This is a genomic window from Chitinibacter tainanensis DSM 15459 (genome assembly GCF_000429785.1).
Taxonomy (GTDB): Bacteria; Pseudomonadota; Gammaproteobacteria; order Burkholderiales; family Chitinibacteraceae; genus Chitinibacter; species Chitinibacter tainanensis.
Genome location: NZ_KE386952.1, coordinates 22,216 through 44,990 on the forward strand (window position 1 = coordinate 22,216; position 22,775 = coordinate 44,990).

Genomic DNA, 22,775 nt, shown 5'->3' on the forward strand with positions numbered 1-22,775 from the left:
CTCCAGTGCAAAACAGGTAATCGTTCATTATACGGTGCACCACCAAGGGTGCCCGAGCAAAAAATAAGCCAGCGCAAGGCTGGCTTATTTGAGGGATATTGCTCGGCAAGCTAGATAAGAAGCTACCGCGCAACAGATACCCACTTAGCGTGGCAAACTACTCGCCCCCATCAGGTAAGCATCCACTTCACGCGCCGCCTGCCGGCCCTCGCGGATGGCCCACACCACCAAGGATTGGCCACGGCGCATATCGCCGGCGGCAAAGACTTTATCGACGCTAGTACGGTAACAGCCTTGACCTTCTGTGCTGGCTTTGGCGTTGCCACGTGCGTCTTTCTCCACGCCAAACGCATCCAAAATACTAGCAATCGGATTGGTAAAGCCCATGGCCAGAAAGACCAGATCGGCCGGGATATCAAACTCGCTGCCGGCCACCACTTCGGGCTTACCACTGGCCCAATCCAGCTTGACCAGTTTCACGGCTCTGACCTGGCCATTCTCACCCACGAAGCCTTGGGTTTGCACCGCAAAATCACGGCTCACCCCTTCTTCGTGACTACTCGACGTCCGCAGCTTCACCGGCCAATACGGCCACACCAGCGGTTTGTCTTCGCTTTCGGGCGGCATGGGCATCAGCTCTAACTGAGTCACGCTGGCGGCGCCATGGCGATTACTGGTGCCGACACAATCGCTACCGGTATCGCCACCACCAATCACCACCACATGCTTGCCTGCGGCATTGATCGGGTTGGCCGCGCCACCTGCCACTTGCTTGTTTTGCGCGATCAGCAGCTCGAGCGCGTAGTGAATACCCTTGAGCTCGCGGCCGGCCACCGGCAAATCACGTGGCACTTCAGCGCCCCCGGCCAGAATCACCGCATCAAACTCAGCATTGAGCTCAGCAGGCGTCACCACGGCAGTAGCATCATTGACAATCCCGGCAGGTATATCTCCAGAGCCAACGACAGTATTGGTTTTGAAGACAATACCCTCAGCCGCCAGCTGCGCCAACCGGCGATCAATCACATCCTGCCCAAGCTTGAAATCCGGAATGCCGTAGCGCAGCAAACCACCGGCTTGGTCATTTTTTTCAAACACGGTGACCGCATGCCCCACCCGCGCCAGCTGCTGCGCGGCGGCGAGGCCCGCCGGACCGGAACCGACGATGGCCACTTTTTTACCAGTGGCCTGCGCCGCCGGTTGCGGCACGATCCAGCCGTTTTCCCAGCCTTTGTCGATAATGGCGCGCTCGATCGATTTAATCCCCACCGGCTCGGCATTAATGCCCAAAGTACAGGCGGCCTCACACGGCGCCGGGCAGACCCGGCCGGTGAATTCGGGGAAATTGTTCGTCGAATGCAGCACGGTGAGCGCATTTTGCCAATCTTGCCGATACACCAGATCGTTAAAATCCGGGATCACATTATTAACCGGGCAACCGTTATTGCAGAACGGAATACCGCAATCCATACAACGCGCGCCTTGCAGCTTGGCAGCGGCATCATCGAGCGCTGGTACGAATTCGCGATAGTGCGTCAGGCGCTGCGCCACCGGCTCGTATGTTTCCTTGATGCGTTCGATTTCCAGAAAACCAGTCGGCTTACCCATTATGCGATCTCCTTCCGGGTGGCTTCTTCAAGTTTGGCGGCGGCCATTTCCTGCATTTCAGTCAGCGCGCGGCGATATTCGTTCGGGAAGACTTTGACAAAGGCGGCGCGAGCTTCGGCCCAATTCGCCAAGATCTCGGCGGCGCGCAGGCTACCGGTCAGGGCGGCGTGCTGCTCGATCAGGGCTTTTAGCTGGGCTTCGTCGGTCAGGCCATTGTGGAATGGCTGGGCTTGCGCTTCAGCTGCCAGCACCGGCTCCAGCGCCACTTGCGTCATATTGCAGCGGCTCGCAAATACGCCTTCTGGATCGTAAACATAGGCAATCCCGCCCGACATCCCGGCCGCAAAGTTGCGACCCGTGTTGCCCAGCACCACCACCGTACCGCCGGTCATGTATTCACAACCGTGGTCGCCCACGCCTTCGACCACCGCGGTTGCACCGGAATTGCGCACCGCAAAGCGCTCGCCGCCGACACCGGCAAAGAACGCCTCACCGGCAATCGCGCCAAACAACACGGTGTTGCCGACGATGATGTTTTCCCAGGTTTTTCCCACAAAGCTGGCGGCAGGACGGATCACAATACGACCACCCGACAGGCCTTTACCCACATAATCGTTGCCTTCGCCAGTCAGCGTGATCGTGATACCCCGAGCGAGGAATGCGCCGAAGCTCTGACCCGCCGTGCCTTGCAGGGCAACGCGCAGTGTATCCTCCGGCAAACCGGCGTGACCATAACGGCGCGCCACTTCACCCGACAGCATGGCACCCACAGTGCGGTTGATGTTTTTCACCGGCAGGCTGATTTGCGTGATTTCGCCACGCTCAAGCGCCGGCGCCGCTTGTTTAATCAACTCTTGGTCAAGCGCTTTAACCAAGCCGTGATCTTGCGTTTCAGCGTGTAAACGCGCCACTTCAACCGGCATGCTTGGCTGATAGAAGATCTTGCTGAAATCCAGCCCTTTGGCCTTCCAGTGTTCGATCCCGGCTTGTTTGTCGAGCAAATCAGATCTGCCGATCAGGTCGTCAAACTTGCGAATACCCATCTGCGCCATGATCTGGCGCGCTTCTTCGGCGACAAAGAAGAAGTAATTCACCACATGCTCAGGCTGACCTGAGAAACGCTGACGCAAGACGGGGTCTTGGGTAGCCACACCGACCGGGCAGGTATTGAGGTGACACTTGCGCATCATAATGCAGCCCTCAACCACCAGCGGCGCAGTCGCAAAACCGAATTCGTCGGCGCCGAGCAGCGCACCAATCACTACGTCACGGCCGGTTTTCATCTGGCCATCAACCTGCACACGAATCCGACCGCGCAATTTATTCAGCACCAGCGTTTGCTGGGTTTCTGCCAAACCCAATTCCCACGGCCCGCCCGCATGTTTGATCGACGATTGTGGCGAAGCGCCCGTACCGCCGTCATGACCCGCGATTACCAAGTGATCGGCTTTGGCTTTCGAAACACCGGCCGCTACGGTACCCACGCCGACTTCGGCAACGAGCTTGACTGAAATTGAGGCCACTGGATTGACGTTTTTCAGATCGTGAATCAGCTGCGCCAAATCTTCGATAGAGTAAATATCGTGATGCGGTGGCGGCGAAATCAGGCCCACGCCCGGCACCGAGTGCCGCAATTTACCGATATATTCCGAAACCTTATGGCCAGGCAGCTGACCACCCTCGCCCGGCTTGGCGCCTTGTGCCATTTTGATCTGGATTTGATCGGCATTGACCAAATATTCAGTCGTGACACCAAAACGGCCCGACGCCACCTGCTTGATCGCCGAGCGCAGGCTATCGCCTTCTTTAAACGTATAGTCGCGTTCAATGCGGTTTTTACCGATCACTTCGGACAGCGTTTGGCCAGCCTTCAGCGATTTGAAACGCGTTGCGTCTTCACCGCCTTCACCGGTATTGGATTTACCGCCAATGCGGTTCATCGCAATCGCCAGCGTTGAATGTGCTTCGGTCGAAATCGAACCGAGCGACATCGCGCCAGTCGCAAAACGTTTGACGATTTCGGCGGCTGATTCCACTTCTTCGAGTGGCACAGGCGCACCTGCCGATTTAATCTCGAACAGGCCGCGCAGCGTTAAGTGGCGTTTGCTTTGATCGTTAATCAGCGCGGCGTATTCTTTGTACGTTGAGTACGAATTGCTGCGTGTTGCGTGCTGCAACTTGGCGATGGAATCAGGCGTCCACAAATGGTCTTCGCCGCGAATCCGGAAGGCATATTCGCCGCCGGCGTCGAGCATATTCGCCAGCACCGGGTCGGCGCCAAAGGCGGCGGTATGCAGGCGCACGGCTTCTTCAGCCACTTCAAACAGGCCAATGCCTTCAACATTGCTTGGTGTGCCGGTGAAGTATTTCTTCACAAAGGCTTTTTGCAAGCCAATGGCTTCAAAAATCTGCGCTCCGGTGTACGACATATAGGTCGAAATACCCATTTTTGACATCACTTTCAGCAGGCCTTTGCCGACCGCTTTGATGAAGTTCTTCTGGTATTTCGCCGCGGTTTCTGCGTCATTACCGGCTAGATCCGCCAAAGTGGCCAAGGTCAGATAAGGGTGCACGGCTTCAGCGCCATAGCCACCCAGCAAGGCAAAGTGATGTGTTTCGCGCGCCGAGCCAGTCTCAACCACCAAGCCGGTGCTCGTGCGCAGGCCGCGCTTGACCAAATGCTGGTGCACCGCCGAAGTGGCCAGCAAAGCCGGGATCGCCACATGCTCTTGATCCATATTGCGATCAGACACGATCAGGATATTGGCACCTGATTTCACCGCGTCTTCCGCTTCGGCCACCAAGGACGCCAAACGGGCTTCAACGCCAGCCTGCCCCCACGCAACCGGATAGCAAATATCCAGCTCATGCGAATAAAACTTGCCGCTGGTGTATTGGCCGATATGGCGGATTTTCTCCATCTCGGCGCTCGACAGAATTGGCTGCGCCACTTCCAGGCGGATCGGCGGGTTGATATCGGTGGTACCCAGCAGATTGGGTTTCGGGCCAATGAAGGACACCAGCGACATCACCATATCTTCGCGGATCGGGTCGATCGGCGGGTTGGTCACCTGCGCGAATAATTGCTTGAAGTAGTGATACAGCGGCTTATTTTTGCTCGAGAGCACCGGCAGCGCAGCGTCATTGCCCATCGAGCCGGTGGCTTCTTCGCCATTTTTGGCCATGGGTTCCAGCAGAAACTTAATGTCTTCCTGGGTAAAGCCAAACGCTTGCTGGGCATCGAGCAGGCTGGCTTTGGGGGCCACGGCCTGCGCGGCATCGGATTCGATTTCATCGAGCTTCACGCGGATTTTATCAATCCACTCGCGGTAAGGCTTGGCATTGGCCAGGCTGTCTTTGAGCTCTTTGTCATCAATTATACGGCCTTGCTCCAGATCGATCAGGAACATCTTGCCCGGCTGCAGGCGCCATTTTTTATTGATGCGCTCATCCGCAATCGGCAATACGCCCGATTCTGACGCCATCACCACCAGATCGTCATTCGTCACCAAATAGCGTGCCGGGCGCAGACCATTACGATCCAGCGTGGCGCCGATCTGGCGGCCATCGGTAAACGCCACGGCGGCGGGGCCATCCCATGGCTCCATCATTGCCGCGTGGTATTCGTAGAAGGCACGGCGTTTTTCGTCCATTTCGCCGTTCTTTTCCCACGCTTCGGGGATCATCATCATCATCGCTTGCGCGAGGGAATAACCGCCCATCACCAAAAGTTCGAGCGCATTATCAAACGAGGCGGAATCCGATTGGCCCGGATAAATCAGCGGCCAGACTTTATCGAGGTCTTTACCCAGCACGGGCGAGCTAATGGCACGCTCACGCGCACGAATCCAGTTCACATTGCCGCGCAGCGTGTTGATCTCGCCGTTGTGGGCGATATAGCGAAATGGGTGTGCCAGATCCCAAGTCGGGAAAGTATTGGTCGAGAAGCGTTGATGCACCAAGGCCAGCGCAGAAATACAGGCCGGGTCTTGCAGATCGAGGTAATACTCGCCCACCTGATCCGCCAGCAGCAGGCCTTTGTAGTTAATTGTGCGCGCCGAGCAGGACGGAATGTAATACTCGCCGCCGTGTTTGAGTTTCAGTGCGCGAATCGCGTGCGACGCGCGTTTGCGGATGATATACAGCTTGCGCTCCAGCGCATCGGTCACCAGCACATCGTTGCCGCGACCGATAAACAGCTGGCGAATGACGGGTTCGCTCGCCTTCACCAGCGGCGACATCGGCATCTCGCGATTGACCGGCACATCGCGCCAGCCCAGTACAATTTGTTTCTCGGCGCGCACTGCGCGCTCGATTTCCTGCTCACAGGCCATCCGGGCGGCAGGCTCTTGCGGCAGAAAACACATCGCCACACCATAGTCGCCCTGCGGCGGCAACACGATACCCTGCCCCAGCATAGCCTTGCGATACAGCGTATCCGGGATCTGGATCAAGATACCTGCACCATCACCCGCCAGCGGGTCGGCACCCACGGCGCCGCGGTGATCGATATTCTTCAGGATGAGCAAGCCTTGCTCGATGATGCTATGGCTTTTCTGCCCTTTGATATGGGCCACAAAGCCCACGCCACAGGCGTCGTGTTCATTCGCCGGGTCGTACATCCCCTGCGCTTCTGGTCGTTGTTCTAACATCCGCTGGTGTCCTCTCTGCTGGTCTGACTGCCACCCCACGGCGGCGTGCGTGCTACCTGCCACACTATCGTCAGTCGTCCAGCAGTTTGCCAGAAAGCGCCGGCGTCAATTAGGGAAATTCACGAAAATTTAATCCATGTCAGACCGACGCCGCACGATTCGCCCCAGCTGGGCCAGCGTTTAAGCCAGCCAGTCGCGCGCTGGCAGAAAATCGGTATACAGCGCGGCCTCTGGGCTACCTGCGGCGGGCTGGTAGTCGTAGCGCCAGTTGGCCACCGGCGGCATCGACATCAAAATCGATTCGGTCCGCCCACCCGATTGCAGGCCAAACAAAGTGCCGCGATCCCATACGAGGTTAAATTCCACATAGCGCCCCCGGCGATAGCCTTGCCAATCGCGCTCGCGCTGGCCGTATTCGCAGTCTTTGCGGCGCGCCACAATCGGCGCATAGGCAGGCAAAAAGGCATCGCCCACTGCGCGCAGCAGGGCAAAACTCTCGGCAAAACCCAGCCGGGCAAAATCATCAAAGAAGATCCCGCCCACGCCGCGCGCTTCTTGCCGGTGTTTCAGGTAGAAATAACGATCGCACCAAGACTTAAATTCCGGATACAGCTCCGCCCCAAACGGCGCCAGCGCAGCGGCGCAGGTCTGGTGGAAATGCCGCGCATCATCCACATGGCCGTAATACGGGGTGAGATCCATCCCGCCGCCAAACCAGAATACCGGCGCATCTGCGCCACCGGCCGCCGGCTTGGCGATGAAAAAGCGTACATTCATATGCACAGTGGGGATATAAGGGTTGCGCGGGTGCAGCACCAGCGAGACGCCCATCGCCTCCCAAGCGCGCCCCGCGAGCTCGGGGCGATGCGCGCTGGCCGACGGTGGCAGCTGCGCCCCCATCACATGCGAGAAATTCACCCCGCCGCGCTCAAACACCTGCCCTTCTTCGATCAGCCGGCTAATCCCGCCGCCACCCTCGGCGCGCTCCCAGCTATCGGTGCGAAAACACAGGCCATCAATCGACTCCAGCGTGGCCACGATGTTTTGCTGCAGGGTAAGCAGATAATCTTTAACTGCCGCCAGTTGCTGGCTGGACAGTGCGGCAGAATCAGGCTGGCTGGCGTGGGTCATGGGTGGCCGCTCCGGGCAAAAACGTGAATGCGCGCCATGATACGCTGTGCCCGCCTGCGACTCCACCCCGCTCACCCCCACCCTGTATAGCCACACAACATAGAGGGGTATTTGCTCGCTGGGCTATACCCAGACAGGTCAATTTGCTTGCTCTTTTTATTGTTTGCCTATTTTTTAATCAGCGGGTACAATCCGCGCCTTCCTTGATTCCCCCAGCCCTTGCGCCATGCACATTGGCCCGTATCAGCTCAAAAACAATCTGATCGTTGCGCCGATGGCCGGGGTGACTGATCGCCCTTTCCGCCAGCTGTGCAAGCGCTTTGGCGCCGGCCATGCCGTGTCGGAAATGATCACGGCTGATCAATCGCTGCGGGCGCACAAAAAATCCATCAATCGCGCCAATTTCGTCGGCGAGCTGGCGCCCATTTCGGCGCAGATTGCCGGCTCTGATCCAGCCCAGCTGGCCGAAGCGGCCCGCTATCAGGTGGCCAATGGCGCGCAGATTATCGATATCAATATGGGCTGCCCGGTGAAAAAGGTTTGCAACAAGCTGGCTGGCTCAGCCCTGCTGCAAGACGAAGCACTGGTGGGGCAGATACTGGATGCCGTCGTCGCCGCGGTGGCGCCGGACAATATCCCGGTTACGCTAAAAACCCGCCTCGGCTTTGCCAATGGCGCCGAGAATATCCTGCGGGTCGCCGAGCGTGCGCAGGCGGCCGGAATTGCCGCGCTGGCGATTCATGGCCGCACGCGTGAAGACATGTACAACGGCAACGCCCGCTACGCGCTGATTCGCGAAGTGAAACGCAGTTTGAACATCCCGGTGATTGCCAATGGCGACATCGATAGCCCTCGCAAGGCCGCACAGGTACTCCAGGACACGGGCGCCGACGCGATTATGATTGGCCGCGCCGCACAAGGCCGGCCGTGGATCTTCCGCGAAATCGCGCACTTTCTGGCCACCGGCGAAGAATTGCCGCCACCGGAAGTCATCGAGATTCGCGACGTTTTACTGCAGCACTTGGATGATCTGTACGCCTTTTATGGCGAGTATTCGGGCTGCCGCATCGCCCGCAAGCACATTGCCTGGTACACCAAGGGCCTGGCGGGGAGTAATGAATTCCGGCAAGCCATGTACGCCGAGGAATCTACCGCTGGCCAAGCGCAGATGACGCGCCAATTTTTTGATCAGCTGCTCGCCTATGGCGAGCGCTTGCAATACCAGCCGGCGACCCCGGCTGACTCTGCGGCCGCCGCCCTGCTATCCGCAGCGGATGCGCGCCACCCACAATAAGAAAAATCGGATTAACCATGAACCAAGCAACCGATGTGATTGCCATCGCGATTCAACAATCGCTGGATCAATACTTTAACGATCTGGACGGTGAGCCGCCCAGCGCCCTGTACGACATGGTACTGGGCCGCATGGAAAAGCCGCTGCTGATCGATATTCTGGCGCGCGTGGGGGGTAACCAGACCCAGGCCGCCGAAATGCTAGGCATTAACCGCAATACCCTGCGCAAGAAATTACAAACCTACAATCTGCTGTAAGCCTCACGGCGCACCGCAGCTTGGCCTTTTTTTGATTGAGTAGTGTGATCTTTGAGGAAGAACGATGAGCAAAATCACTCGTGCGCTGATTAGCGTATCTGACAAAACCGGCGTACTCGAATTCGCGCAAGCCCTGGTGGCCCAAGGCGTCGAAATCCTGTCTACCGGCGGCACGGCCAAGCTGTTTGCAGACGCAGGTCTGCCCGTGATCGAAGTCGCCGATTACACCGGCTTTCCCGAAATGCTGGATGGCCGCGTCAAAACGCTGCATCCGAAAATCCACGGTGGCATTCTGGGTCGCCGCGATCTGGATGCCCACGTGAGCACCATGCAAGAGCACGGCATCGGCAATATCGATCTGGTGTGCGTGAATCTGTATCCATTTGAAGCCACCATCGCCAAGCCTAACTGCAGCTACGAAGATGCGATCGAAAACATCGACATCGGCGGCCCGGCCATGGTGCGCTCTGCCGCGAAAAACCACGCTCACGTGGCCATCGTGACCGATGCCGCCGATTACAGCGCCCTGATCGCCGAAATGCAGGCCAACGCTGGCGCCCTGAGCCTGGCCACCCGCAAAAACCTGGCCAAGAAAGCCTTTAGCCACACCGCCGCTTACGATGGCGCGATCTCCAACTACCTGACCGCGCTGACCGAAGATGGCGAAAAAGCCGCCTATCCAAACCGCCTGAACCTGCAGTTCGAAAAAGTGCAGGACATGCGTTACGGCGAAAACCCACACCAATCTGCGGCGTTCTACCGCGATCTGCAGCCAGCAGCGGGTAGCCTCGCCAACTACAAGCAATACCAAGGCAAAGAGCTGAGCTACAACAACATCGCCGACTCGGATGCCGCATGGGAATGCGTGAAGCAGTTTGCCGAGCCTGCCTGCGTAATCGTGAAACACGCCAACCCATGTGGTGTGGCCGTGGCCAAAGATTTGTACACCGCGTATCGCCTGGCGTTTGCCACCGACACCACCAGCGCGTTTGGCGGCATTATCGCCTTCAATAAAGTGGTGGATGTCGACACACTGGAAGCAGTATCGGCGCAATTCCTCGAAGTGCTGATCGCTCCGGGCTACACTCCTGAAGCGCTGGCTCTGGTCGCGAAAAAACCGAATGTACGCGTACTGGAAGTCGCCATCGAAACCGGTGAAAACCGCTTTGATCTGAAACGCGTAGGTGGCGGTCTGCTGGTGCAAACGCCAGACGTGCACGCGCTGACCTTGGCCGACCTGAAAGTAGTGACCAAACTGCAACCAAGCGATGAGCAGCTGAAAGATCTGCTGTTTGCCTGGAATGTGGCGAAATTTGTGAAATCCAACGCGATTGTGTTCTGCGGTAAAGGCCAGACCCTCGGGATTGGCGCCGGGCAGATGAGCCGTGTGGATTCAACCAAAATCGCCGCAATTAAAGCGCGCAATGCGGGCCTTGAGCTGCGTGGCTCAGTCGCCGCGTCGGATGCCTTCTTCCCGTTCCGCGATGGCGTGGATGTGATTGCCGAAAACGGCGTCTCGGCCATCATCCAGCCGGGCGGCTCACTGCGTGATGAAGAAGTCATCGCCGCCGCCGATGAGCACGGCATTGCGATGGTAATGACCGGCATTCGTCACTTCCGTCACTAAGCGCACATAGAGCGGCACTACACTACGGTGAGTGCCGCGGTGCGGGATGGGTTACGAAACGTCACGCGCTACTTGGGGATGCTGCAGTACACTGCCAGCATCCTATTTGTATTTTCTACATACCACCAGTGCGTATATCCATGCAGCCATTAATAAATAAGGCCTGTATCGATATACCCATTCAGGAGTCAGCCATGCTGAAAAAAATCTGGGCCATCTGCCTACTGGCCGCCACCCTTGCTCTGCCGGCCAAAGCGGTAGAATGTGAAAACTGGTGGTGGGGTTTTGATGCCGCCTGTAGCCACATTAGCGGCACTTGGAATGAAGGCACTGGCGGGTTGTACCTCACCGGCTATGCCTGGCATAACCGCGCCACCTACGACAAAGAAAACATCGATAGCTACAACGAATTCGCCTACGGCGGCGGTTTGGGTTATCACCGCCCGATCGGCAATGGCAACGAAGAAATGATCTACGCCATTGGCTTTGCCGATTCACACGAACAACCGCAGTTTCACGTCGGCTACGGCCATATGTGGTACTGGAATGTGGCTGGCCCACTGCGCGCCGGCGCAGGCTGGACAGGCGGGGTGTTCTTCCGTAATTCCGATTTCAACTACCTGCCGGTGCCCTTTGTGCTGCCCATGCTGGGCGTGAAATACGACAAAACCAATTTCTATGCCACCTATATCCCCGGTGGCAAAAACAACGGGAATGTCTTGTTCCTGTTTGCCCGTTTCGATTACTAAACTACTTGTCCACGCGCTGGCCTCGTCCGGCGCGGGCACCCTGATGGAGTCCATATGAACATTCTGGTGATTGGTTCTGGCGGCCGCGAACACGCGCTGGCCTGGAAGCTGGCGCAATCTGAACGCGCCGGCAAAGTGTTTGTGGCGCCCGGCAATGCCGGCACCGCGCTGGATAAAAATCTTACCAACGTCAATCTCACTGACATTGCCGCACTGGTGGAATTTGCCAAAACCGAAAACATCGCGCTGACCGTCGTCGGCCCAGAAGCGCCACTGTCGCAAGGCGTGGTGGATGCCTTTCGCGCCGCCGGCCTGAAAATCTTTGGCCCAACCCAAGCCGGCGCCCAGCTTGAATCATCGAAAGACTTTGCCAAAGCGTTTATGAAACGCCACGGCATTCCTACCGCTGATTACGAAACCTTTGCCGACGCTGCCAAAGCGCATGCCTACATCGACGCCAAAGGCGCGCCGATTGTGATCAAGGCCGATGGCCTGGCTGCAGGCAAAGGCGTAGTCGTGGCAATGACCTTGACCGAAGCGCATGATGCGGTCGATGCGATGCTGTCAGACAACAAACTGGGCGACGCCGGCGCGCGCGTGGTGATTGAAGAATTCCTCACCGGCGAAGAAGCCAGCTTTATCGTGATGGTCGATGGCAAAAACGTGCTGGCGATGGCTTCGAGCCAAGATCACAAACGTTTACTGGATGGCGACGAAGGCCCGAACACCGGCGGTATGGGCGCGTACAGCCCGGCCCCTGTGGTCACCCCAGAAATCCACGCACGCGCGCTGCGCGAGGTGATTTTGCCCACCGTGCAAGGTATGGCCAAAGATGGCATCACCTACACCGGCTTTTTGTATGCCGGCCTGATGGTAGCTGAAGACGGCAGCCTGAAAACACTGGAATTTAACTGCCGCTTTGGCGACCCAGAAACCCAGCCGATCATGCTGCGCCTGAAATCCGATTTCGTCACGCTGATCGAACATGGCGTGAATGGCACGCTGGATCAGGTGGAATGCGAGTGGGATCGCCGCGTAGCGCTGGGCGTGGTCATGGCCGCGGCCAATTACCCAGAAACCCCACGCAAAGGCGACGTGATTACCGGCCTACCGGGCGAGCTGGCCGATGGCCATGTTTTCCACGCGGGCACCGCCTTGAATGCCGAAGGCCAGCCCGTCACCAGCGGCGGCCGCGTGCTCTGCGTAACCGCCTTTGGCGACAGCTACAAAATGGCACAAAAGCGCGCCTATGAAATTTTGGAAAGCATCCACTTTGATGGTATGCAATACCGCAATGACATCGCCTGGCGCGCGATCAACCGCAAATAAGCGCCGCACCGCGCTACACAAAGCAGCCTTCGGGCTGCTTTTTTTACGCCCACACACACGCCAGCAGCATATTTTGTAACAAAACTACGTAACTAACGGCAAGTGTGCGAGAATACCAGAGCCATTGAGCAAATGAGGCTGCAAGTGATCCGGGCAGCCGCTATCTTGTAATGATTCCTCCGAGGGCGGGGCGCCATGAGCACATCGACTGCATTACACCGTATCGTTATTGTCGGCGGCGGCGCCGGCGGTTTGGAATTAGCTACCCGCTTGGGGCGGCAATTGGGCGGGCGCCGGCAAGCGCAGATTATTCTGGTGGATGGCTCACCCACCCATATCTGGAAACCACTGCTGCACGAAGTGGCCACCGGCGCGCTCAACACCGGCGAAGATGAAGTCAATTATTTCGGCCATGGCTATCGCAATGGCTATCAGTTTGAATTCGGCTGGCTGCAAGGCGTGGATCGCGAGCGCAAAACCATTGCCCTCGCTCCGGTGCAAGGCGCCAATGGCGAGCAGCTAACCGGCGCACGCGAAATCGGCTACGACACCCTGGTGCTGGCGCTGGGCGCGATTGCCAATGATTTTGGCACCCCCGGTGCGCGCGAGCACTGCATGTTTCTGAATACCCCCGGCGATGCGGAGCAACTACGCCGGCGCATTTTGGATTTGTCGTTTGCGGTAGGTGCCACAGGCAATGGCGCGAGCAAACTCACGATCGGAATTGTCGGCGGCGGCGCCACCGGTGTGGAGCTGGCAGCCGAGATCGACCATACCATTCGCGAAATGCATAACTATGGCGCCAATTTAAACCCAGCCCAGCTGGAAATCACTATTATCGAAGGCGCCAACCGGATTTTATCGGGCGCCCCCGAATCATTATCCGCCTATGCCAATGAAGCGCTGGTACAGCGTGGCATTATGGTGGCCTGCAATAGCCGTGTTGCGGCGGTTACCCCAGAGGGTTTTGCCCTCGCCGATGGCCAGCAAATCCCGGCCATGATTCGTGTTTGGGCCGCTGGGGTTAAAGCCGCCGATTGGCTTACCACGCTGGGGCTGCATACCAATCGCAATAACCAGATCGAAGTCACCACCACGCTGCAAACCCTGACCGACCCGGCGATTTTTGCCATCGGCGATTGCGCCAGCGCCCCCGATGGCGAAGGCGGCCCGCAGCTGCCGGCCACCGCCCAGGTCGCCCACCAGCAAGCCAGCTGGCTGGCCGATGCGCTGATTCGCAAGCTGCGCCAACAGCCGATTACTCCCTTCGTGTTCAAGCCGCAAGGCATGATGGTGTCGCTAGGTAAACACGCTGCCGTGGGTAGCCTGGCGGCGATTGTGGGGCCCAAGCGCAATTACTATGTAGAAGGTCGCGGCGCCAAGCTGATTTACGCCTCGCTCTATCGGCTGCATCAGGCGGCAGTGCATGGCTGGGTGCTGGCGGGCTTATTGTGGATCGGCGATAAACTGCGCCGAGTAGCGCGCCCAAGCCTCAAGCTGCACTAAGTCTCGGAGCGGGCGGAGAAAAACGCCGCCCGCCGCCGCCCAAACTGTGCTTTTCCGGTTAAAATAGCCGGTTTACCGCTTCCTTGTCCGGCATTGGCATGCAGCTCATCGTTCTTGGTCTGAATCACCAGACTGCGCCCGTCGCAGTGCGCGAGCGGCTGGCCTTTAATCCGGAAGACATGCTGCCGGCACTCACCGAGCTGGTGGGGCTTAAAGGCGTTTTTGAAGCGGCGATTGTCTCCACCTGTAATCGTACCGAGCTGTATTGTCACGCCCGTGACATTGATGCTGTAACGTATTGGCTGGCAAACAATCGCCATCAAGACCTGCAGAACATTACCCCCCACCTGTATCTATACAAAAATGCCGAAGCTGCCCGCCATGCCTATCGCGTGGCCTGTGGCTTGGATTCCATGGTGGTGGGGGAAACCCAGATTTTGGGCCAGCTCAAAGATGCCGAGCGCCAAGCGCGGGAAGCCGGCACCATGGGCACCTTGCTCAACGGGGTATTCCAGCGCGCCTTTGCCGTTGCCAAAGATGTGCGCACCCAAACCAAAATTGGCGCCGCCTCGGTCTCGATGGCTGCGGCTGCGGTGAAGCTGGCCGAGCGGATTTTCCCTACCGTGGCCGAATGCAAGGTGCTGATGATTGGCGCGGGCGAAATGATCGAGCTGTGCGCCACGCATTTTGCCGCCCAGTCCCCCTGTAAGATCGCAGTTGCCAACCGCACTCTGGAACGGGGCGCGGCACTGGCGGCCGAGCATGGTGGCGAGGCATTTATCCTCAACGAGCTACCCGAGCGGATTCACGAATTCGATATCGTAGTGACCTCCACCGCAGCGCCGCTGCCAATCGTGGGCAAAGGCATGATCGAGCGCGCCCTGAAAAAGCGCCGCCACCGGCCGATGTTTATCGTCGATCTGGCCGTACCGCGCGATGTGGAAAGCGAAGTGGGCGAGCTGCAAGACGCCTACCTTTACACTGTGGATGATCTGGCCCAAGTGGTGCAACAAGGTATGGCTTCTCGCCAAGCCGAGGTGAGCAGTGCCGAAGCCATCGTGGGCGAAAAGGTCAAAGAATTTGACGCATGGCTGGCCAGCCGCGCGATGGTGCCCACCATTCGCGATCTGCGCGACCATGCCGAGCGCATCAGCCGCGCCGAGCTGCAAAAAGCGCAAAAACGCCTCGCGGCTGGGGATGATGCCCAGCGGGTGCTGGAGCAACTGGCGCAGCAAATCAGTAATAAATTTCTGCATGCGCCGCTAGCCGCCCTCAATAGCGCCCAGCCCGATGAGCAGGAAGCCTTGGTGGCGCTGGTGCGCCGCCTGTACCGCCTACAGGATCAAGCCTGATGCGCGGTCCCTGCCTATTCTAGCGGCGCCCTCCGCTGCCCCTCTTGTCGTCTACCATCGCGGTAGACCCGATTTGCTTTTGAATTGAAGACACCATGAAACCGTCTATCCAAGCCAAACTGGCCCAATTGGCCGACCGCCTCGAAGAAGTCAACGCGCTGTTGTCATCCGAAGAAGCCACCCGCGATATGGAACAATATCGCAAGCTCAACCGCGAGCACAGCGAGCTCACCCCGGTGGTGGAGCTCTGGCATGAGTTTAATCGCGTGAATGCCGACATTGCCGCCGCGCAAGACATGCTCAGCGACCCGGATATGAAAGAGCTGGCCGAAGAAGAAATCAAAGCCGGCAAGGCCCGGATTGAAGAGCTCGATCTGGAGCTGCAAAAAGCCCTGCTACCCAAAGACCCCAACGATGAGCGCAATATCTTTCTGGAAATTCGCGCCGGTACCGGTGGCGATGAATCGGCGCTGTTTGCCGCCGACCTATTTCGGATGTATAGCCGCTACGCCGAGCGCAATCGCTGGCAGGTGGAAATCATGTCGGCCAGCGAATCTGACCTCGGCGGCTACAAAGAGATCATTGCGCGCATTGCCGGCTTTGGCGCCTATTCGCGGCTGAAATTTGAATCGGGCGGCCATCGTGTGCAACGCGTACCGGCCACTGAAACCCAAGGCCGTATCCACACCTCGGCGTGTACCGTTGCTGTGATGCCCGAGGCGGATGAGCTGGAAGAAATTAATATCAACCCGGCTGACCTACGCATCGACACCTTCCGCGCCAGTGGCGCCGGCGGCCAGCACATTAACAAAACCGATTCGGCCGTACGGGTGACACACATCCCAACCGGCATTGTGGTGGAATGCCAGGACGATCGCTCGCAGCATAAAAACAAAGCCCGCGCCCTGGCGGTATTGTCGGCGCGGATTAAAGACGCCCAGCTGCGTGAGATTCAGGCCAAGGAAGCGGCCGAGCGTAAATCGCTGGTCGGCTCGGGCGATCGCTCCGAACGCATCCGCACCTACAACTACCCGCAAGGGCGGATGACCGATCACCGCATCAACCTGACTCTGTATAAACTCGATTCGCTGATGGATGGTGATTTGAGCGAACTCACCCAGGCACTGATCAATGAGCATCAGACCGAGTTGCTGGCCCAGCTGGGTGAAAGCTAAGCGCCCCTAGTGGGTATTGCCCTGCAAGCCACACCCAATAAAGGCTACAGCGCGATACCCTAGCGCCGCGGTGGCAACAGGAAATTACCGTAGCGGCGTTCCAGATAATGCGCCACACCATGCGCGCCCCAATGCTCGTATTGGGTCACCGCCAGATTAATTAGCTGGCGGGCATGGTGAAAATGCTGCTGGCCAAACAGATATTCACCATACAGCAAGGTCGCCAGCGCGTAATCGTGGTGTTGCTGCTGCTGGCGCGCCAGCTCGATGGCAGCCAAAAACGCCGCTTGCGCCTGCTCGAATTCGGCAAAACGCCCGGCATATTGCGCTTCCAGCAATGCCGCCTTGCAGGCAAACAAGGCCGGATTCAGCGCTGCCCACTGCTGCAGCCGCTGGCGAATGCGGTTTAAGCGCCGGCGCGCCCAAGGGCCATCATAATGCCCTAGGCGGCAGCCATTCAGGCCCTGCAAATACTGCATCAGCGCAGCCAGAATCGAGCCACGCACCGCGGTATGACGCTGCCAGCCCACAGCCAACTGGCTGAGCGCGGCATCACTGGCGCCGCAGTAGGTCGCCGTCAGGGCCGACAGCAAATGGAAGTGGCATAGATTCAAGGCATCATCGCGCTGCATCAGCGCCGCAAAGCCTTCCTGCGTGAGAAACGCGCCAATCCCCAGCCAGGGCGGGTTATCGCTACTGTGCACTAGGCCATACAGCGCCTGGCGGAAAGCATTGGACATCGGCAACAACTGCAATTGCCGCGTATGGCGCAAATCATCTTCGACCTTGGCCGCTTCGCGCTCCAGATGCTGCAGCGGGCTGCCATTCAGCAGCGAATGGCCAATGTAAAACATACTGGCATAGCCGGCATATTCAAAATCGCCTTCCAGCAAAGCGTTTTGCTGCCAGCGCCACAAATTCGGCAGCAGCTGCTGCAAGCCCGCCCGCCACGGCTGAATCAAGCCCAAACTCAAAATCGGCACTTGATGACGTGGCCACAGTACTTGGTTTTCATCCAGCGCCACCGCTTCAGCTTCCGCCACATCGGCAAGCTTAAAGGCCGCGGCATAGCGGCGCAGTGCCGTCAGCGCCAACGCCGCACCAATTTTGGCCACCACATCGTGGGGCGAGCGGCCATAGCGATGTTGCAGCCGCAGCTGGCGCACCGTCACCGCCGCCAGCGCGGTTGGCCGCGCCAGCAGGCCCGGGCCATACAGCGCCGCCAGCACCCGCTGCGCGCGCAGCACCGAATCCATCGGGGTATTTTGCCCACAGGCTTGCTGCGCGGGGCGATAGCGTAGCCGCTCCCAGCCGGCCAGCGCCAGCTCGCGGGCCAGCGACCAATACGGGGTTTGGGTGGATAAATCTTGGCCCAGACTACCGAGCGCATCTTCGGCCGCGCCAAACAGCCCGGCGTAATCTTGCGTGAGCAACGCCAGCCGCTGGCGGCAGGCCGACAAGGTGTAGCGCACTTGCGCGCTGGCCTCGGCCGGCAAGTTTTTTTGCACCACCAGCACTTCGCGATATTGATTGGGCTCTTGCAGGCAGGCGCACCACAAGTCGATCATTTGCTCGCTCAGGCTCACTTCATCCAGCCACAGCCGTGGCCCGAGCAGCGCCATCATCTGTTCCAAAATCTGCGCCGCATGCAGCGGGCTACCTTGCTGCAAAATCTCGCTGGCTACCTGCGCGCCGCGCTGCGCATATTTCACCCGATCGGCCTGAGTGAGCGCCGGGCCGGCCTGCTGGGCGTGCCGCAGCGCTTGCAAGGCATACTGCGGCAATTTCATCATGCGATAGGCCAGCCGCGCATGCAGCTCGGCCTCATGCTGATGGGGGCAGCTTTGCTGGGCCAGCCGCTGCAGATGCGGATGAATAAAGCGCCACACCGTACCGCCCAGATGTTCGATCAGGCCATAACCACTGGCCAGCGCCAGATGCTCCAACACCGCACTTTCGGGTAGGTAGTCGTGCAAAATCCGGGCATCAAACTCCAGCCCGATCAGACTGGCCGTTTGCAGCATCTCTAGCCCGGTTTCGGTGAGTTGCAGCAGCTGTTCACGAAAATGGTTTTCTGCTTCTGGCACCCGCAATTGCAGCGAGATTTGCTGCAAGCGTTGCGCCCACTGCGCATCCGGCACCGGGCTGAGCAAGTTGTGCGCGGCCAGGCTATCGAGCAAAAAGCGGCACAACTGCAGATTACCCTGACAGGTTTGCTGCAAAAACGGCGCAATCTCGGCGGCCAGGCGCGGATTGATATTCTGCTCTTCTACCAGCCAGGTCATGGTGTCGCGAATGCTGAATGGCGCCAGCTGATACAGCTGACTTAGCTCATGCATCTGCCAGCGCACCAGCATCGGCAGCTGGGCGTCGCGCACGCAGAGCAAGATCATCAGATAGGGGGTGGAGCGATTTTCGATCAGGTAATCCAGCACCGCCAGCGCATCCTGATCCAGCTGATCCACGCCATCAATAATCCACACCAGTGGCCGCAGCTCACGGCTGGCGTGGCTGAGTAATTCCCCGGCCAAAAGTTGCAACTGCAAGGCTTGGGTTAAATCCAGCTCGTTACTGCTGGTTTGAATCAGGCCCAGCCGCGTACCCAGCTCCAGTAGTGCTTCGCGGCCACTTAGGCCTGAATCGCTCAGCTGCTGACAGAGTGCTTGGCTGAGCTGACTCAGCCCAAGCAACAGACTATCGAGCGGGCTACCCCAGCTCAGCGATTCGATCCGGCTTTCGATCAGCATACCGCCGCGCTCACGCACAGGTGGCAACAGCTCATGGGCCAAGGTGGTTTTGCCCGAACCGCTCTCGCCAGCCAAGATCACCAGCTTGTGTCCACCGGCGGCGGTTTCGGCCAGCGCAAAGCGCAAAGCACTGGCCACCGCCCGCCGATCCAGAGCTGGCGTTTCGGGGGCGATATCCGCAGGCAGAGTGCGAGAACCGGTGGCAGAAGCAGAGGCTGACAAGGCTTGAAAAACTCAGAAAAGATGCCGTGATTGTGGCCGATTTATAGCGTAATTACCATGACTGCGGCACGCCATCACACAAAATACGCCAGTTCCCGACGCGTGCCGCCGGTGCAATTGCGCGCACAGGCTCAGCGCTTTGATATAATTGGCGGTTTTGGCTTTGGCGCAGACGCAATGAATGTATTTTACGAGGAAGACGGCAGCTTCAAAGTCGCCACCATCAACGACGAACAGGCCGCCAGCCTGCAGGTGGAAGACGCGCGCGGCAAGCGCAGCAAAATCAAAACTGCCAATGTGCTGCTCCGCTTTGATCGCATCAGCCTCGATGAATTTCTGAAAAACGCTCAAGCCCTGGCCGCCGAGGTGGATAGTAATTTCCTGTGGGAATGCTGCGGGCAAGATGAATTCGGCTTTGCCGACATTGCTGCCGAGTATTTTGGCGCCAACCCCAGCCTGACCCAGCAGGCCGCCGCTGTTATCGCCCTGCATGGCGCGCCGATGTATTTTTATCGCAAAGGCAAAGGCCGCTACAAAGCCGCCCCCGAAGAAAACCTGAAAGCCGCGCTGGCCGGGCTGGAACGCAAAGCGCGTGAAGCCGAGCAAATGGCCGCCTGGCAAGAGGAACTCCTCCGGGGTATCGTGCCAGAAGCCTTTTCTAGCAACCTTTCCCGCCTGATACATCGCCCGGATAAAAATGGCCTCGAATACAAAGCGCTGGCTCAAGCTGCCGAAGCGGCACAATTATCGCCGCTGCGCCTGCTGGAAAAAATCGGCGCACTGGGCGATCTGGCCCAGTATCACCTCGATGGTTTCCTCAGCGCCCATTTCCCGAAAGGCCGAGGCTTTCCGGCGATTGAGCCGGTGTTCGCGCCCGAAGATTTGCCGATTGCCGATGTGGCCGCGTTCTCGATTGATGACGCCACCACCACCGAAATCGATGACGCTTTCAGCCTGAAAACCCTGCCCAATGGCAACTGGCAAGTCGGCATTCATATTGCCGCCCCGGTGCTGGGCATTGCGCCGGGCTCGGCGGTGGATCAGCTGGTGCTCGATCGCCTCTCTACCGTGTATTTCCCCGGCGACAAGATCACCATGCTGCCGGATGAAGTGGTTGAAGTGTTTACCCTGCAAGAAGGCGCCGCCCGTCCGGCCCTCTCGATGTATCTGGAAGTCTCGCCCGGCTACGATGTCTTGAGCCATTACTCGCGTATCGAGCGCGTGCCCGTGGCCGCCAACCTGCGTCACCACGACATCGAGCCGTATTTTAATGAAGAGACCGCCGGCAAAGCCGACGGGCCGGATTTCCAATACAAGCAGGAACTCACCTTCCTCTGGCATCTGGCTGGCGCACTGGAAGGCCGCCGCGGCAAGGCCGATCAACCCGGCCCGGTGCGACTGGATTACAGTTTTTACATCGATCGCGTCGAGGGCCAGCCCGAGCGCGTGCGCATCGTACCGCGCAAACGCGGCGCGCCCATGGATAAACTGGTGGCCGAGCTGATGATTTTGGTAAACAGCCAATGGGGTACTGACCTGCGCGATGCTGAAATCGCCGGAATTTACCGCTCGCAAGGCGGCGGCCGGGTGAAACTCTCGACCCAAGCCACCGCCCATGCTGGTTTGGGCGTGGATTGCTATATGTGGTCTAGCTCGCCGCTGCGCCGCGCGGTGGATTTCATCAACCAGCAACAACTTGTGGCGATGATTCGGCAGGAAAAGCCGCGCTATCAGAAAAATGATGCCGAGCTGTTTAGCGCCATTTCGGCTTTTGATGCCGCCTATGCCGCCTATGCTGATTTTCAGGACAAAATGGAGCGCTACTGGTGCATCCGCTATCTGGAACAGGAAGGCATGCAGGAATTCACCGCGCAGGTCATTAAAGAAAACCTGGTGCGGGTCGATGGCATGCCATTGGTCTTGCGCGTGGGCGGGCTGCCGGAACTGCCGGCCGGAACCACAGTCTCACTACAGCGTTTGAATATCGATTATCTGGAATTGGCCGTCGAAGCGCGAATCGCCACCATTTAAGCGTCAGGCCCGGCCACGCCGGGCCACTCATTTAGGAAGCCGCATGCAGCCCAACCGTCGTTTGTCCGATTTTCTGCCTTTGAAATTTGCCAATGGCCAGGAAGTACGGCAATTTTCCAAACCCTGCATCAGCTGCGGCCACATGCTGCATGCCAAACACATGCATGGCGTGGCCCGGCTGGTAGAAGACCATATCGCCATCGCCGCCACCGCGCGCTGCGAGCAGTGTGGCGCCGATTTTGGTGTCGCCTGCGTAATCAACAACCAGAAACAGGTCAAGCGCGTTATTTTGCCGCGCATCCTGTTTAACTGGTATTTGCGCAGCCTGCCCACGCAGCCGCGCGAAACCGCGCCACAGGCCGAAGTGCGTAACTGGCCCCTGCCCGAAGAGCGCGATGCACGCGAAGATGCGGCCGAAATCAGCCGCCAGCAAAGCTATCGCCCCAGCATCAGCGCGCAAGACATCGTGCGGGCCGAAGAAACGCTGGGCCGCTTTCAGGAAAAACCGATCCCGGCCTGGTTGCTCCTGGATGGCCGGCGCTATGAATTTGACCGCATCGCGCCCGATGCCCGCACCAAGGACGGTGAATACTTACTAGACGGTTGCCTGATCTATCGTCCAGCCTGATTATTTACGCTTGGCTTTTTGGGGCAAAGTTTTATAATCGCGCCTATCTTTTTCGGCTCTGCGCCTCTGGCGGGAGAACACCATGCAACGCAATATGCTCAAATCGAAGCTGCATCGCGTCACCGCGACGCATGCTGAACTGCATTACGAAGGCTCATGCGCCATCGATGAAAATCTGCTTGAAGCGGCCAATATCCGCGAATACGAAGCGATCGACATCTGGAACATCAATAATGGTGCGCGTTTCTCTACTTATGCGATCAAAGGCCAGCGCGGCTCAGGCATTATTTCGGTGAACGGCTCTGCCGCTCGCCACGCACAAGTGGGCGATCTGCTCATCATCGCCACCTTTGCCGATTACAGCGAAGAAGAGCTGGCCAATCACAAGCCTTCGCTGGTGTATGTGGATAGCAATAACCGCATTACCCACAGCAGCAACGCCATCCCGACCCAAGCCGGCTAAGCAC

The 22,775-nt window shown here is 58.4% G+C and carries 15 protein-coding genes; 11 read left to right on the plus strand and 4 right to left on the minus strand.

Annotation, left to right across the window (positions count from 1 at the left end; genetic code table 11):
• Positions 1 to 144 precede the first annotated feature (144 nt).
• From G482_RS0112460 to hemF, 3 genes are all read right to left on the minus strand, one after another.
• Entirely contained in the window at positions 145 to 1,608 is a 1,464-nt protein-coding gene (locus tag G482_RS0112460) for a glutamate synthase subunit beta (RefSeq protein ID WP_028450302.1), read from the minus strand.
• A complete protein-coding gene (gene gltB / locus G482_RS0112465) occupies positions 1,608 to 6,260 on the minus strand; it encodes a glutamate synthase large subunit (protein WP_028450303.1) in 4,653 nt (1,550 codons plus the stop codon). The genes G482_RS0112460 and gltB overlap by 1 nt, the downstream gene beginning before the upstream one ends.
• Before the next feature lie 180 nt (positions 6,261 to 6,440).
• Complete coding sequence (gene hemF, locus G482_RS0112470) at positions 6,441 to 7,391, minus strand: oxygen-dependent coproporphyrinogen oxidase (protein ID WP_051259001.1); 951 nt, start codon at positions 7,389 to 7,391, stop codon at positions 6,441 to 6,443.
• A gap of 226 nt (positions 7,392 to 7,617) precedes the next feature.
• Here hemF and dusB point away from each other — a divergent pair, with 226 nt between their 5' ends.
• From dusB to prfA, 8 genes are all read left to right on the plus strand, one after another.
• Positions 7,618 to 8,685 (plus strand): tRNA dihydrouridine synthase DusB, encoded by a 1,068-nt coding sequence (gene dusB, locus G482_RS18570; RefSeq protein ID WP_084414668.1) that lies wholly within the window; start codon positions 7,618 to 7,620, stop codon positions 8,683 to 8,685.
• A 17-nt stretch (positions 8,686 to 8,702) separates the two neighbouring features.
• The gene (locus G482_RS0112480) at positions 8,703 to 8,942 is read left to right on the plus strand and encodes a helix-turn-helix domain-containing protein (RefSeq protein WP_028450305.1); all 240 of its coding nucleotides are present in this window, start codon (positions 8,703 to 8,705) and stop codon (positions 8,940 to 8,942) included.
• Between the two features lie 64 nt (positions 8,943 to 9,006).
• Complete coding sequence (gene purH, locus G482_RS0112485) at positions 9,007 to 10,569, plus strand: bifunctional phosphoribosylaminoimidazolecarboxamide formyltransferase/IMP cyclohydrolase (protein ID WP_028450306.1); 1,563 nt, start codon at positions 9,007 to 9,009, stop codon at positions 10,567 to 10,569.
• A 194-nt stretch (positions 10,570 to 10,763) separates the two neighbouring features.
• On the plus strand, positions 10,764 to 11,318 hold the full coding sequence (pagP, locus tag G482_RS0112490) for a lipid IV(A) palmitoyltransferase PagP (RefSeq protein ID WP_028450307.1): 555 nt from the start codon (positions 10,764 to 10,766) through the stop codon (positions 11,316 to 11,318).
• A gap of 54 nt (positions 11,319 to 11,372) precedes the next feature.
• Positions 11,373 to 12,647 carry a phosphoribosylamine--glycine ligase gene (purD, locus tag G482_RS0112495; RefSeq protein ID WP_028450308.1) on the plus strand — a complete coding sequence of 425 codons (1,275 nt, stop codon included), beginning with the start codon at positions 11,373 to 11,375 and terminating at the stop codon, positions 12,645 to 12,647.
• A 195-nt stretch (positions 12,648 to 12,842) separates the two neighbouring features.
• On the plus strand, positions 12,843 to 14,153 hold the full coding sequence (locus G482_RS0112500; RefSeq protein ID WP_028450309.1) for an NAD(P)/FAD-dependent oxidoreductase: 1,311 nt from the start codon (positions 12,843 to 12,845) through the stop codon (positions 14,151 to 14,153).
• A gap of 98 nt (positions 14,154 to 14,251) precedes the next feature.
• Entirely contained in the window at positions 14,252 to 15,505 is a 1,254-nt protein-coding gene (gene hemA / locus G482_RS0112505) for a glutamyl-tRNA reductase (protein ID WP_028450310.1), read from the plus strand.
• Between the two features lie 95 nt (positions 15,506 to 15,600).
• Positions 15,601 to 16,680: a peptide chain release factor 1 gene (prfA, locus tag G482_RS0112510; protein ID WP_028450311.1), complete on the plus strand. Its 1,080-nt coding sequence runs from the start codon at positions 15,601 to 15,603 to the stop codon at positions 16,678 to 16,680.
• A 59-nt stretch (positions 16,681 to 16,739) separates the two neighbouring features.
• Here prfA and G482_RS0112515 read toward each other — a convergent pair whose 3' ends face one another.
• Positions 16,740 to 19,649 carry an AAA family ATPase gene (locus tag G482_RS0112515; RefSeq protein WP_028450312.1) on the minus strand — a complete coding sequence of 970 codons (2,910 nt, stop codon included), beginning with the start codon at positions 19,647 to 19,649 and terminating at the stop codon, positions 16,740 to 16,742.
• Positions 19,650 to 19,826: 177 nt separating this feature from the next.
• On the opposite strand from G482_RS0112515, the gene G482_RS0112520 reads away from it, so the two are divergent.
• The 3 genes from G482_RS0112520 to panD all read left to right on the plus strand — a co-directional run bounded on the left by G482_RS0112520 (position 19,827) and on the right by panD (position 22,771).
• The gene (locus tag G482_RS0112520; protein ID WP_028450313.1) at positions 19,827 to 21,680 is read left to right on the plus strand and encodes a ribonuclease catalytic domain-containing protein; all 1,854 of its coding nucleotides are present in this window, start codon (positions 19,827 to 19,829) and stop codon (positions 21,678 to 21,680) included.
• 43 nt (positions 21,681 to 21,723) lie between these two features.
• Positions 21,724 to 22,308, plus strand: coding sequence for a hypothetical protein (locus G482_RS0112525; protein WP_028450314.1), 585 nt, complete (start codon positions 21,724 to 21,726; stop codon positions 22,306 to 22,308).
• An 82-nt stretch (positions 22,309 to 22,390) separates the two neighbouring features.
• Positions 22,391 to 22,771 (plus strand): aspartate 1-decarboxylase, encoded by a 381-nt coding sequence (panD, locus tag G482_RS0112530; RefSeq protein ID WP_028450315.1) that lies wholly within the window; start codon positions 22,391 to 22,393, stop codon positions 22,769 to 22,771.
• The last annotated feature ends 4 nt before the right edge of the window (positions 22,772 to 22,775 follow it).